The organism is Centipeda artemidis DSM 19719 (genome assembly GCF_000426665.1).
GTDB classification, from domain to species: Bacteria; Bacillota; Negativicutes; order Selenomonadales; family Selenomonadaceae; genus Centipeda; species Centipeda artemidis.
Map to the genome: position 1 here is coordinate 127,126 of NZ_AUFU01000006.1, position 12,471 is coordinate 139,596.

Genomic DNA, 12,471 nt, shown 5'->3' on the forward strand with positions numbered 1-12,471 from the left:
TTATACGGATAGTAAGTGACGCGGAAGTTTGGATGCAGAACAAGGAACAAGAAAAATCCAAGGGCAGGCGTAGTTAAGACCTACGTCAACTGCAGGATTTTTCGCAGTGACACAGCTATGCGCCAAAATCCCGCGTCACGCCTCCCCCTCTATAAGCAACGCTAAGTGACGTGCAAGCTTGGATGTATAGCTAGGCATGAGGAGAATACAAGCGAAGGCGTAGTTAAAAGCTACGTCAAGCGCAGTATTCGACGAATAACGACGCTAGACGCCAAGATCGGACGTCACGCCTCTCCGCGGCGACCATGGTACAGACACCACGGCTCCTCCGCCATATAATCTCCGCCGTGATAATACGCGGCGCGGGCGCGGCAGCCGCCGCATGACTTCTTATAGCTGCAGGAGCCGCATCCGCCGCCGTAGTCGAGTGTGCGGAGCTTTTGGAACACTTCGTTCTTTGCCCAGATCTCATCGAATGGGGTCTCGCGCACGTCGCCGAGTTCACGGTTGAGATAGGCACAGGGCTGCACCTTGCCGCGTGGACTGATGATGCAGTACGTCAGTCCCGCCAGACACCCGCGCGTGAAGCGCGTCGGCGTGCCGATCTGATCCGCGATGCGCAGGAACTGCGGCGCACAGGTCGGTTTCAACTCGATGTCCACGGTTTCCTGTTTTTTCATGATGCGCGTGAGGACGTCCTCGTACGCCTCGGCGCGCAGCGACTCCTCCTCGATGGTCTCGGCGCGTCCTGTCGGCACGAGGAAGAAGAAATGATGCGCCTTCGCACCGATCTCGACGGCAAAATCCGTCATCGCCTCGAGTTCATGCTGGTTCCAATCCATGACCGTCGTGTGGATCTGGAACGGCAGTCCGACCGCGCGGCAGTTCTCCATGCCGCGCACCGCACCCGTCCAGCCGCCCGGATACGAGCGGAACGTGTCGTGCTTCTGCGGGTCGAGCGAGTCGAGCGAGATACCCATGCCGCACGCGCCCGCGTCCTTGAGCGCCTGTGCCATCGTGCGGTCGATCAGCGTGCCGTTCGTGCCAAAGACGGGGATCAGCCCCAGTCCGCGCGCGTAAGCGACCAGCTCGATGATGTCGGGGCGCGTCAGCGGCTCGCCGCCCGAAAAGATCATGATGCGAAAGCCTGCCTTTGCGATCTCGTCGAGGAGTTTTTTCCCTTCGGCAGTCGAGAGCTCCTCCTCCGCACGGCAGCCCGCGTCGCGGTAGCAATGTGCGCAGTACATATTGCACGCGTTCGTCGTGTTCCACGAGATAATCTTCACTCCGCCGCCCGCAACACCCTGCGGATGTCCGCCCGGTCGTCCGCCGGGATGTCCCGCTCCGTGCGGGTGTCCCCCGGGATGCCCGCCCGGATGCCCCGCTCCATGTAGATGTCCTGGATGTGCACCCACCGCGTGTGGGCAGGACGCCTCTTTACACGCTGCGGATGCCGCACACGCCTCCGGCGGCGCGCTCACAGAGCCGCCTCCCGAAGACCGATCTCCTCATCCGTCAGATAGCAGGACGGATCGGACTCCCAAAAATCCCCCGTCCGCGCCTCGGCGCGCGTGCGGAAATTCCCGTTGCACCAGCTCAGATATTGGCATTTCGAGCAGCGCCCCTTCAACAGCGGCTTACGATCCTTTAGCCCTGCGAGAATCGGGTGCGTCATATCCTGCCAGATCTCGCCGAACGGTCGATCGCGCACGTTTCCGAAGGTATGATGCTGCGTGAACTGATCAGGATGCACATAGCCGAGCGGATCGACCTCACCGAACGCGATGCCCGAGCGGTTGCCGCCGTTCGCCCCGATGAGCCTGCGGATCTGCTCGGCGCCGGCGTCGTTGCCCTCCGCGAGCGCCTTGATATACATATAGACCCCATCGCAGTGGTTGTCGACGGTCAGAATCTCCTTTTTGAGTCCGCGCTCTTCAAAATCCTTTGTCCGCGCGATAATCGTATCCATCGCGCGGCGCGACTGCTCCGCCGTCACGTCCTCATCCATCATCTGACCGCCGCGCCCGGAGTAAACGAGATGATAGAAGCAGACGCGGTTGATGCCCTTTTCCTCGATGAAGTCAAAGATTTTATCGAGCTCCATGATGTTGTGGTGGTTGATGGTAAAGCGCAGCCCCACGCGCTGCCCGACCGCGACGCAGTTCTCGATGCCCTCCATCGCGCGCCGGTACGCGCCCTCGACGCCGCGGAACATATCGTTCACATCCGCGAGCCCGTCGAGCGAGATACCGACGTAGCCGACGCCGAGATCCTTGATGCGCTGCGCGACCTCGCGTGTGATGAGCGTCCCGTTCGTCGAGAGCGTCGGACGCACCCCGCGGTCGCGCGCATACTCCGCCAGCTCGAAAAAATCCGGACGGATCAGCGGCTCGCCGCCCGAAAAGAGCAATACGGGCACGCGAAAATCCGCAAGCTCGTCGATGAAGCGTTTTGCCTCCTCCGTCGTGAGCTCTCCCGCGTATTTCTGCCCGTCCGATTCCATATAGCAGTGGCGGCAGCGCAGATTGCAGGTGCGCGTCGAGTTCCAGACGACGACGGGTCCCATGCCCTCCGCCGCGCCGTTCCTCATGCGGTGCGCGTTATGCCCGTAGCGCAGCGCATCGCCGTAGTGCTCGTCCATAAAAAGTAATTTCGTTACGCTGATCATGTGGAGCCCCTATCCTAAAATACAATACACAGAACTAGGTTATGCCTCATTGCTCGCCCGGATGCCGTCGAGCAAGAGCTTTGTCTTGAGCGCGATATTTTCTTGAAACGAGAGATCGAGCCTGCTGAACACCGCCGCCTGATAGAGCGAGTGAAACATCTCCGCGATGAGATCCACGGGCACGTCGCCGCGAATCTCCCCCGTCTCCTGTCCCTGTGCGATGATCTCCGTAAAAATTTGCTTGATCTGCGGTGTCATACGTCCGCCGCCGGGATGCCCCCCGTGGTGCGGATGCGGCGCGTCCGCGGTCTCCGCACCTCCATGCCCCCCCGTCTCCGTATCCTGGGGTCCCGCATGTCTGGATGCCGCGAGGAACAACGGCATCACAAAGCGATTTTCATCGAGGAACTTTGCCGTCACACGCGCACCGACCTCAAGGAGCTCGAGCGCAGTGCGATCCGCCGCCCGCGCCTCGGTGAGCGCCATACGGATGGCATCGCCGAGCCGGCTAAGAAGCGAGAACAGGAGATCTTCCTTCGACGTAAAATAATTGTAAAACGTCCCGATCCCGAGATCCGCTGTCCTCATGATGTCCGCAACCGACGTATCCTTGTAGCCGTTCTTCGAGAACTCGCTGACCGCCGCCTCGAGAATCATCCTGCGCGACTGCATCTTCTTGCGCTCGCGCCGTCCCATCATCGTCTCCAACAAAAGTCCACCCTTTCTTCAAATCCTTACATGCGTATTATATAGGAAAAAACTTCGTTTGAAAAGCAAAAAATGAATCCCATTCATATTTTCATTCTCAATTAGTCGATTGAAACAGCCAAATCCAAGGCAACAAAAAAACGCCGACCAAAGTCGACGTCCATACGTTCATCAAAATGGTGACCCAGGAGGGATTCGAACCCCCGACCCTTTGATTCGTAGTCAAATACTCTAATCCAGCTGAGCTACTGAGTCACGTTGTCTTGCGACGGTGATTATATTAGCATCTTTAGAAGAACGTGTCAAGGGAAAATTTTTCATACAGACACCGCCGTATCCTCTTGCAGGTACCGGAATCAAGCGTTCCACACATCCTACACCGCGGCTTCGTTCCCATGCGGACGGATTGGTGACGAGACAGGGGAGGTTCTATCGCCCGTCTCCTCCGCTGCGAAAAAATGCCAACGTCCGATAAACACTCTCCAAGTCGCTCCCCGTATGGCGCAGGAATATTTTCAGAACCAGATAGAGCGCATCCAGCCTGCCGAAATACGCAAATGCCCGTGCGGCATAGTGCGGCTGTCTGCCGGCATAAGTGCGGAACGCCGTTTCCGCAAGGCGATTGGCATCCGCACCGGCTTCCTTGAAGATGCTCTGCACAAAGAGCAGCACGTCGCGCAGGATACGTTTTTCACGCGGAAGCCCTATAAGGATCCCGTCCTCAAAATCAATCAGCATCACGCGCGTACCGTCCCACATCATATCCTTGAGCGCAGGCCGCCCATGATGCAGTCCCAAAGCATGCAGACGCGCCAAATCTTCCGCGCCGGAAGACAGCATCTCTTCCTTCTGTGAGAACGGCACATCCGCTCTCCCCACGAGTTCCGATACCCGTGCGCCGCAGTCGGCAAGCGCCAGCCAGCCGTCCCCGGAGGCATATACTTCCGGCACCCCGACACCGCGCCGCGCGAGCCGCTCCAGACGTCCCGTCTCAAAATGCAGTGCCTTTTTCCCATTTGGATTTACCCCCGGCTGCAAAATTCCAAGTCCCAGCACGAGGCATGCGCAGCGCGCGAACCGCAGCCAACGCTCGTTGCGCACGGACTCTGTCTGTTTGACCCAGATTTTTCGCCCTTCGTATATAAACCAGAAAATGCGCTTCTCCGGGTGTTTTTTTAACTCTTCGCCGATGCGTATGTTCAGGTCTCTCATCTCTCCTGCCTCATTGATACGCATCTCCATCACCTCCTTATGCTGCCGACAGACTTTCCGGAGGAGGAATCACGCCGTATTGCCCAACAGCGTGCCCCGTTACGCCGGTTCTCCCCACACACCGTCACGAAAAAGGCGCGTCAGCCGCACGGAAACAAGGTCGCCGCGCGTGACGGGAGCATCGGTGTAGACGCGGATATAGGTGTCCGTGAGCCCGTCCGTAACGCCGTGCGCCGTCGTTTCAAATAGGACATCCGTGACCGTGCCGAGCGCTGCCCGGTGATAGCCTACAGCGAGTTCCTCAGCGAGCGCCTGCATCCGCGCCGCGCGTTCCTTGCGTATGGGCGCGGGCACTTGATCGGGACGCCGTGCGGCGGGCGTTCCCCTCCGCGCGGAGTACGGGAACACATGCATCCGCGCAAAGCCCATCCGACGCACGAAATCAAGACTCTCCTCGAACTGTGTCTCCGTCTCGCCCGGGAATCCCACGATGATGTCCGTCGAGACCGCAACGCCCGGCACGGCGCGGCGTACATCCTCGATGAGACGTGCGAACGCCGCCGTATCATAGTGGCGGTTCATCGCGGTAAGAACGCCGTCGCTCCCCGCCTGGAGCGGCAGATGCAGGTGCGCTGCAAAGCGCGGCTCGGTGCGGATGAGCTCGAGCAGATCGTTCGACAGCTCGACCGACTCGAGTGAACCGAGCCTCAGGCGCCTCAGCTCCGGCAAAGAGAGTGCGGTACGGCAGGCATCGGCAAGCGTCGGGCGCCCGGGGAGGTCGATGCCGTACGCGCCGAGGTGAATGCCCGTGAGGACGATCTCATGGAATCCTGCCGCTGCGATCCGCTCCGTTTCGCGCCGCACGGCGGCGAGCTCACGCGATTTGACAGGACCGCGCGCATAGGGGATGATGCAGAACGTGCAGAAATTTTGACAGCCGTCCTCGATCTTGAGAAATGCACGCGTGCGCTGCGGCATGTGCGCGAGCGGGATATCCTCGAACGTCCGCGCCTGCATGATGTCCGTGATCTGCCCCGAGATGCCGCTCTCCGCGCGCATTGCCTCCTCCACATAGTCGACGATCTGTGCGCGTTCCTTCGTCCCGATGACGACGCGCACGCCCTCGAGTGCGCGAATCTCCTCTGGCGCGACCTGCGCATAGCAGCCGCAGACCGCGATACAGGCGCGCGGATTCGTCCGTGCCGCGCGGCGGATGATCTGGCGCGACTTGCGGTCGCTCAGATGCGTCACCGAGCAGGTATTGACGACATAGACATCTGCGGATTCCTCGAACGGCACGACATCGTAGCCGCGCGCGCGGAACAGTCCCTCCATGGTTTCCGTTTCAAATTGATTGACCTTGCAGCCGAGCGTCATGAATGCAACTGCGCTCAAGACGCACCTCCTCCCGTTCATTATATTACTATTGTACCACAAAGCCGCTATGAACAATAAATTTTTTCTTCCAAAGTGATGACATTTCCTAAAAATGCGATATAATAAGTACAAGAAATCGTTCCCATGCCATAGACCACGGAGGGGGGATATTTATGGCGAGCATTTCACAGATGACCGGAGCGGCACGCTCCATCTATTCGTCGCTTTACAGCAATAGCTCACGCATGGACGCGACCGCCGCGCTCTTCGGAGGGAATACGAAGCGCGGATCGTCGAGTCTGTTTTCCGCGCAGTACCGCGCGCAGGATTCGAGCGCACAGGAACTGAACTCGATTTTTTCGATCGCAAATCAAGCGGCACAGCTCCGCAAATCCTATGCCGAGAGCAGTTCGAAGTTCTACAAGGAATACGATTCGAACATGAAGGATCTGCGCAAATCTGCGGGCACGGTCAAGACAATGAGCTACGAACTTGACAGCTCCGATATCAGGGCGAACGCAGACGGCTCCAAGACCTACAGCGACCGCCTGAAAACAGCGATTGGGAATGTCAAAGACCTCGTCGCGCAGTACAACGAGACGAACGCGTTTCTCGCGGAGAATAAATCGGCAGGTCCCGGCGTACAGCGCCTCGCTGCCGATTTCTCGGATACGACGTACAAGGCGGATTCCTATGCCAAGATGGGCATTACCGTCAACGCAAAGACGGGGCAAATGACGGTGAATGAAAATCAGCTCGCGCGCGCACTTACGAGTTCGCCGGCACAGTCAGAGGCGATCCTCGGAAAGGACGGTCTCGCCGGACGCGCAGATCGTCATGCACAGCTCGCACAGAGTTCGCGCAGCCGCGTGCTGCCGACCATGCAGGAATCCATCGGCAAGCAGCTCAGCTATGCGGAAGGACTGCTCACAGGCGGCTCGCTCAGTACGATGTCGCGCTACTCGAACATGCTGAACCTGTTCAGCATCTATGTATAAGGAGAAATAGGGAATGGATCTCACAATGGATATTGCACAGATGTCGGTCAATATGCATCAACAGCAGGACATGCAGAGTCTCGGCATTGCCGTCGCCAAGATGGCGATGAACGCGAGCGACGACGCGCTCGAACTCCTTGAGGAGACCACGGCAAGCGTCGATCCGAACCTCGGCAATGTCGTCGACGTGTCTGCCTAAGGATCATATTTGACGAAACAATGCAAGCAAAAATCCCCAACCGCCGCGTACGGTTGGGGATTTTTTATGGATCATTTCGAGATGCGGCCCTGTGCCGTCTGATAAACAAGATCGTCCGCCCGTATGCCGATCACGATGATCACCATCCGCTTCTCCGTGCGCAGCAGGCGATAAACAATGCGAAGACCTTGCCCTCTGAGCTTGATTTTAAGCAGTCCCGCAAGCGCGGTGCCGGCGACATTCCCGAGTGGCTTCCCGTAGCCGCCCTCCGTGTTCGGCAGCGGATTTTGTCGTACCTTTTCAATTGCCTTGACGGCGATCTGCCGTTGACTGCCGTCAAGACGCGCGAGATCGTCGGCGGCTTCCGGCAGAAAATCCACCGCCCATTTCATTCGAACACAACCTCGTCGCCGTCCTCACATGCCGCAGGCGACATCCCCATATTTTTGCAGACCTCTTCGAACGGGATACACTTCTTTGCATCGAAGTCGCGCAGTCGCTCCGCTGCGAGCCGGGCGAGCTGCATCTCGTGCAGTTCCTCGCGCATCTCTTCATATTGCTGCGGAGAAAGCAGCACGCATTCCGGCGCATTGTTCTTGATCACGACCGCCATACCCGACCGCTTGACTTCGGAAAAGATTTGTCCCGCCTTCCCGCGGTTGAACGCGGTGATGGGCACGGTCTTATTGAGCGGTGCTGCTTTTGCCATGCGATCCCTTCTTTCCTAGGGATATTATATCAAAAAGCAGCGAATATATCAACAAATTCATCGATATTCTGCTCGCTAAACAGACGCGCCCCGCATTTTCCCAAACCGAAAACAAAAAAGCTGCCCGATGCGCATTCACCGGCGATTGCGGGGGCAGCTATTTTAATGTCTCTTTACCGATTCTTCTTTCGGAACTCCTCCATAAATGCGGCAAGTTTTTCGACGCCTGCAAGCGGCATGGCGTTGTAGATGGAGGCGCGCATCCCGCCGACGCTGCGGTGTCCTTTGAGCCCCGCGAGCCCACGCTCCTTGGCTTCGGCGACGAATTGCTCCTCGAGCGTGGGACTGCCGAGCCGGAACGTGACGTTCATGCGCGAGCGGCTGCCCTTTTCCGCGTGCCCGCGATAGAACCCGTCCGAGCCGTCGATGACGCCATAGAGGAGCGCGGCTTTTTCCGCATTGCGCCGCCCCATCTCGGCAAGTCCGCCCTGCGCCTTGATCCACGCGGCGACCTTGCCGACCATGTAGATGGCGAAAACGGGCGGCGTGTTGTAGAGCGAGTCGTTCTTTTGGAACGTGCTGTAGCGCAGCATCGTCGGGAGTTCGGCGGGGCTGCTCTCGAGCAGCTTTTTCTTCGCGACGTTCAGCACAACGCCCGCTGGCCCAAGATTTTTCTGCACGCCCGCATAGATGAAGTCATAGCGCGCAAAATCCCACGGACGCGACAGGATGTCCGAGGACATATCCGCAAAGAGCGGGATGCCGTTCGTCTCGGGCGTATAGTGATACTCCGTCCCGTAGATCGTATTATTCAGGCAAATGTGGAGGTAGGCAGCATTCGGCGCGATATTCAGCTCCTCCTGCGCGGGCACGCGCGCGTAATCCTCCTCCTTCGTCGAGGCGGCGACCGTGCCGACACCGAGCCGCACCGCCTCCTCGTACGCCTTCTCCGCAAACGATCCGGAAAGCGCATAGCTGCCGGGATGCGCCACCGAGGCAAAGTTCAGTGGGAGGAGTGCAAAGGTCTGACTCGCCCCGCCCGCCGTGAATACGACGTCGTAGTCCGCGCCGAGCCCCATCAGTTCGAGGATGTCCGCCTTTGCCCGCGCGTGCACCTCTTCATAGGCGGGCGCGCGGTGACTGATCTCTAGGATGGACATGCCCGTCCCGCGGAAATTCAGCAGCTCCGCCTGCACCTCGCGCAGCACCTCTTCGGGCAGGACGGCAGGTCCCGGATTAAAATTATAAATGCGTTCGTTCAAAATACTTCCTCCTCGTTGATCAGAGCATCACTGACTGTCGCCCTCATCATCCATGCCATACTCCGCACGCGTTATGCGGATCTCCGCGACGCGCGCACGATCCATCCGCCGCACCTCAAATGTAAACCCGTTCCAATCACATGTCTCACCGACGGCAGGGATGCGCCCGATCTGCGCAGTGACAAAGCCGCCGAGCGTCTGAAAATGGTCGTGATCCTCATCAGGGAGCTCCTCGATGCCGAACTCCTCCTTGAACTCGTCGATCGGATACAGCCCGTCAAAGATCCAGCTCGCCCGCTCTTCCTCACTCATGCGTGCGCCCGTCGGCGCATCGCCGTCCTCGCTGCCGATGATCTCCTCCATGATGTCGTCCATCGTGATGAATCCGACCACGCCGCCGTACTCGTCGAGGACGACCGCCTCGTGGATGTCGCCGCTGCGGAATTTCTCGAGGACGCGCAGTCCCTCCATCGTGCGCGGCACGAAGAGCGGCTTTTTGATGTAGTCGGCAGGGTCGATGCTCTTGCCGTCGAGCATCGCGTCAAGAAGCTCCTTTGCATAGATCACGCCGCGAAAATCGTCCAGGTTCTCATACGCAACCGGGAACACGTCGTGCGGCGTCCTGCGGATAATGCGCAGCTGCTCACGCCGCGGCTCCGCCAAATCGATCCACGCGATACGTGTGCGCGGCGTCATGAGTGCGGACGCGGTCTGATCGCTCATGTGGAAAATACGATCCACCATGTCCTGCTCCGCCTTCTCGAACGTGCCGTCCTCCGTCCCCTGCTCCATGAGATCCTTCACCGCATCCTCCGTCGCAGCGGCGCGATCCTGCGGACTGATGCCAAAGAGCAGCAGGAGCCCGCGCGAAACCGACACGAGCGCCGCGCTCGGCAGCGACGTGAGCCGCGTCAAAAGGCGGATGCTGCGGTGACTGCGCAGGAGAATGTCCTCCGGGCGGCGCAGCGCGATCTCCTTGGGCAAAAAATCGCCAAAGAGCAGCGTCAGCGCGGTCATGACGACGATGCTCAGCACGAGCGCTGCGGCAAAGACCTCCATCCCCGGCAGGAGATGTGCGAGGAATCGCCCGAACGCGGGCGCAACGAGCAGTCCCATACCAAGCCCGATGAGGAGACTCATGCAGGTCACGCCCGCCTGCGCCATCGCGATGGGCTTTTCCGGATGCTCGAGCAGCGCGAGCGCCGCCGCCGCATCGGGATTGCCGTCGAGCGAAAGCTTTTCGAGACGCCCGCGGTGCGAGCCCGTCAGCGCCGTCTCGATCTGCGAAAAATACGCGTTCGCCGACAGACACACAACGAGCAATACGAAACAGATCAGATCCGAAGCAGAACTATCCAAGAGGAAGCCATCTCCTTTGATCGAGAAGAAATATCCTTGTTGTCACAGCGGCTGCACGCCGTGCTTCATGTGCTCTCCCCGCCCATAAACACACGAAAATTCACCGGCTCCGCCCCCGCCGCACGGAATGCGTCGTGCACCTCCGGTGCGCAGACGGCGCGCAGCTCCGCCTCGAAGTTGTGATCCCAGAGGCACGCGGGGATGAGAACGGCATTGTCCGTGCCGGGATGCATCATGACCTCGGTCACGCCGTCCACAGATGCGCGTACAATCTCTGTGAGAACGCGCGTATCCACAGCCTCGCCCGCGACGATGCCGGCGAAGCGATCGGGCGTCCGTATTCCGCGCCGACGCGCCATGACCGCTGCACGACGGGCAAGCACCGACAGCCCCGCACGCCCGACGATCTGCCCGACGCCGCCGAACGCCCCCGCAAAGAGCGGTGCACGCGGCGCACGCATCGCAGGTATCGCGGCGGCGGTGCAGAGGTCGAGCACGATGTCGATGACGCCCGGCAGGACGTGCATGTGCTGATGACTGTCCGCGTGCGTCGGTCGGATGCCCGCCGTCTCCACACGACGCAGCTGCGCCGCGAGCTCGGCGCGCACCTCATCAAGATTGACCTGCCCGCGCAGGAGATGAACGGCAAAGACATTGTGATCGTCATAGAAGACGCCCGCCTCCGTCACGAGCGAGGGAATCTCTCGGGGCGGCAGGACGGGAGTACCGTTGACGAGCGTCAGATGGATGCCGACACCAAGTGCCGGCGTCCGCTGTGCAAGCAAAACCGCATCGTCAAACGCCGCGCCGCCCGGCATCAGCGTCGCCGAGCGCAGCACGCCGTCCTGTACGCCGCGCTCCACCGCGCGGTTGATGAGCACATGCCGCCCAAAATCGTCCGCATTGACAATGATCCGCTTCAAAGCTCTCTGCACCGCCGTTTCCTTCTCCGTGTTTCAGCAAAATTACCGTTTATTATACCGCAGAGCGCCGCTCCCGTCCACCCATCGCGCCGTTTCCATGCACAGGAGCGCATCCGGGGGCATTTTTATGCACACGCGATATATATCCGGTCGACGGAGCATCGTCATGTATTCGCAGGCAGCCTGTCGCTCCGAACCTTTACCATCGTGACCAAGCTCCGCTGCCGAAGATGATGCCTCCCGTGATCGACGCGCCGCGCGTGCCGCCGCTCACCGTGTCCGGTACCTCTGCCGACACATAGATGCCCGTATCCGTCAGACCTGCGACAGCGAGCACTGCCTTGTCTCGAAGCTCCCGATACGTCTTGCGTTCAATTTCCGCCGTAAACTCCTGCGACGCCCCCGGCTCAATGGCAAACGTCTGGAATGCCTGCGTAAACGCCATCGTATTTGACCAGCGCCAAATCTCCTTCCCCTTTGCATCAAGCAGCGCAAAATCATAATCCTGCCCCGTCGGATGCTCGACCATATAGAGGCTCTCCCCCTCGTTGTGCACCTTGAGTTTCAGCAGCAGCCGCCCGCCTTTTTCCTCAACGGTCAGCTCCTCGGCAACATCATGCACGCGTACGCCCGCATAAGAGGTGCGCTGCAGCCGCGCCCCTCCGTGATGTCCCGCCGGGAACGTAATGCCGATACCGCCCCCAATCCCCGCCTCAGCCGGATGCACAGCAAACGTCGAAGGTATGGTGATTAACGACGCAATCAGCGCAATGCCGAATCTTTTTTTCGTTATTTTCATAGGACAATCCTTTCTGCGTACAAAAATTGGATATGCTTATTAAATTCGACGACGCAGAGAAATTTACCTTTTTGATATGCAGAGGATCTGCCGTGCGCTTTTATATAAGGAATTTACACACTTTACTTGACATACCCGATAGTACTTGTTATTTAATTCCCTTGCGGTTTGAGTTTTTGCTTCTTCTTTCTCTTTTTCTTCCTGTTCTTTGTCTTTTTCCCGATATTCTGCCTCTATCGCTTGCCGTTCATCTTCGG

The 12,471-nt window shown here is 59.1% G+C and carries 13 protein-coding genes, 1 tRNA gene and 1 pseudogene; 2 read left to right on the forward strand and 13 right to left on the reverse strand.

The window, feature by feature from the left end; all coding sequences use genetic code 11:
* Window positions 1-284 precede the first annotated feature (284 nt).
* The 6 genes from nirJ2 to mtaB form a co-directional block, all read right to left on the reverse strand.
* The gene (gene nirJ2, locus K341_RS0105100; protein WP_390899615.1) at window positions 285-1,481 is read right to left on the reverse strand and encodes a putative heme d1 biosynthesis radical SAM protein NirJ2; all 1,197 of its coding nucleotides are present in this window, start codon (window positions 1,479-1,481) and stop codon (window positions 285-287) included.
* Window positions 1,478-2,668, reverse strand: coding sequence for a putative heme d1 biosynthesis radical SAM protein NirJ1 (gene nirJ1, locus K341_RS0105105; protein ID WP_026762078.1), 1,191 nt, complete (start codon window positions 2,666-2,668; stop codon window positions 1,478-1,480). Before nirJ1 ends, nirJ2 begins: the two co-directional genes overlap by 4 nt.
* Window positions 2,669-2,707: 39 nt before the next feature.
* Entirely contained in the window at window positions 2,708-3,364 is a 657-nt protein-coding gene (locus K341_RS0105110) for a TetR/AcrR family transcriptional regulator (protein WP_037349457.1), read from the reverse strand.
* A 189-nt stretch (window positions 3,365-3,553) separates the two neighbouring features.
* Window positions 3,554-3,631: transfer RNA gene (locus K341_RS0105115), tRNA-Arg, on the reverse strand.
* A 174-nt stretch (window positions 3,632-3,805) separates the two neighbouring features.
* Window positions 3,806-4,612: a BUD32 family EKC/KEOPS complex subunit gene (locus K341_RS0105120; protein ID WP_026762080.1), complete on the reverse strand. Its 807-nt coding sequence runs from the start codon at window positions 4,610-4,612 to the stop codon at window positions 3,806-3,808.
* A gap of 75 nt (window positions 4,613-4,687) precedes the next feature.
* A complete protein-coding gene (gene mtaB, locus K341_RS0105125; RefSeq protein ID WP_037349459.1) occupies window positions 4,688-6,004 on the reverse strand; it encodes a tRNA (N(6)-L-threonylcarbamoyladenosine(37)-C(2))-methylthiotransferase MtaB in 1,317 nt (438 codons plus the stop codon).
* A gap of 134 nt (window positions 6,005-6,138) precedes the next feature.
* Here mtaB and K341_RS0105130 point away from each other — a divergent pair, with 134 nt between their 5' ends.
* Window positions 6,139-6,963 (forward strand): flagellar filament capping protein FliD, encoded by an 825-nt coding sequence (locus tag K341_RS0105130; protein ID WP_009439439.1) that lies wholly within the window; start codon window positions 6,139-6,141, stop codon window positions 6,961-6,963.
* A gap of 13 nt (window positions 6,964-6,976) precedes the next feature.
* Window positions 6,977-7,162: a YjfB family protein gene (locus K341_RS0105135; RefSeq protein WP_009350612.1), complete on the forward strand. Its 186-nt coding sequence runs from the start codon at window positions 6,977-6,979 to the stop codon at window positions 7,160-7,162.
* A gap of 71 nt (window positions 7,163-7,233) precedes the next feature.
* Here K341_RS0105135 and K341_RS0105140 read toward each other — a convergent pair whose 3' ends face one another.
* From K341_RS0105140 to K341_RS12820, 7 genes and pseudogenes are all read right to left on the reverse strand, one after another.
* Window positions 7,234-7,554 (reverse strand): type II toxin-antitoxin system RelE family toxin, encoded by a 321-nt coding sequence (locus K341_RS0105140; protein ID WP_026762082.1) that lies wholly within the window; start codon window positions 7,552-7,554, stop codon window positions 7,234-7,236.
* On the reverse strand, window positions 7,551-7,871 hold the full coding sequence (locus tag K341_RS0105145; protein ID WP_009350611.1) for a type II toxin-antitoxin system Phd/YefM family antitoxin: 321 nt from the start codon (window positions 7,869-7,871) through the stop codon (window positions 7,551-7,553). Before K341_RS0105145 ends, K341_RS0105140 begins: the two co-directional genes overlap by 4 nt.
* A 173-nt stretch (window positions 7,872-8,044) precedes the next feature.
* Window positions 8,045-9,133, reverse strand: a complete 1,089-nt coding sequence (serC, locus tag K341_RS0105150; RefSeq protein ID WP_026762083.1) for a 3-phosphoserine/phosphohydroxythreonine transaminase — start codon at window positions 9,131-9,133, stop codon at window positions 8,045-8,047.
* A 27-nt stretch (window positions 9,134-9,160) separates the two neighbouring features.
* Entirely contained in the window at window positions 9,161-10,492 is a 1,332-nt protein-coding gene (locus tag K341_RS0105155; protein ID WP_026762084.1) for a hemolysin family protein, read from the reverse strand.
* Window positions 10,493-10,557: 65 nt separating this feature from the next.
* The gene (locus tag K341_RS0105160) at window positions 10,558-11,415 is read right to left on the reverse strand and encodes a ChbG/HpnK family deacetylase (protein WP_026762085.1); all 858 of its coding nucleotides are present in this window, start codon (window positions 11,413-11,415) and stop codon (window positions 10,558-10,560) included.
* A gap of 199 nt (window positions 11,416-11,614) precedes the next feature.
* Window positions 11,615-12,214, reverse strand: a complete 600-nt coding sequence (locus tag K341_RS0105165; protein ID WP_026762086.1) for a BsuPI-related putative proteinase inhibitor — start codon at window positions 12,212-12,214, stop codon at window positions 11,615-11,617.
* A gap of 63 nt (window positions 12,215-12,277) precedes the next feature.
* Window positions 12,278-12,471: pseudogene (locus K341_RS12820) on the reverse strand (hypothetical protein); the annotation flags it as partial.

What these genes read in the sequence shown, in the direction of transcription:
- nirJ1 (WP_026762078.1), bottom strand. Translation starts at nt 2,668, where the DNA reads ATGATCAGCGTAACGAAATTACTTTTTATGGACGAGCACTACGGCGAT.
- K341_RS0105110 (WP_037349457.1), bottom strand. Translation starts at nt 3,364, where the DNA reads ATGGGACGGCGCGAGCGCAAGAAGATGCAGTCGCGCAGGATGATTCTC.
- K341_RS0105120 (WP_026762080.1), bottom strand. Translation starts at nt 4,612, where the DNA reads ATGCGTATCAATGAGGCAGGAGAGATGAGAGACCTGAACATACGCATC.
- mtaB (WP_037349459.1), bottom strand. Translation starts at nt 6,004, where the DNA reads ATGAACGGGAGGAGGTGCGTCTTGAGCGCAGTTGCATTCATGACGCTC.
- K341_RS0105130 (WP_009439439.1), top strand. Translation starts at nt 6,139, where the DNA reads ATGGCGAGCATTTCACAGATGACCGGAGCGGCACGCTCCATCTATTCG.
- K341_RS0105135 (WP_009350612.1), top strand. Translation starts at nt 6,977, where the DNA reads ATGGATCTCACAATGGATATTGCACAGATGTCGGTCAATATGCATCAA.
- K341_RS0105140 (WP_026762082.1), bottom strand. Translation starts at nt 7,554, where the DNA reads ATGAAATGGGCGGTGGATTTTCTGCCGGAAGCCGCCGACGATCTCGCG.
- K341_RS0105145 (WP_009350611.1), bottom strand. Translation starts at nt 7,871, where the DNA reads ATGGCAAAAGCAGCACCGCTCAATAAGACCGTGCCCATCACCGCGTTC.
- K341_RS0105165 (WP_026762086.1), bottom strand. Translation starts at nt 12,214, where the DNA reads ATGAAAATAACGAAAAAAAGATTCGGCATTGCGCTGATTGCGTCGTTA.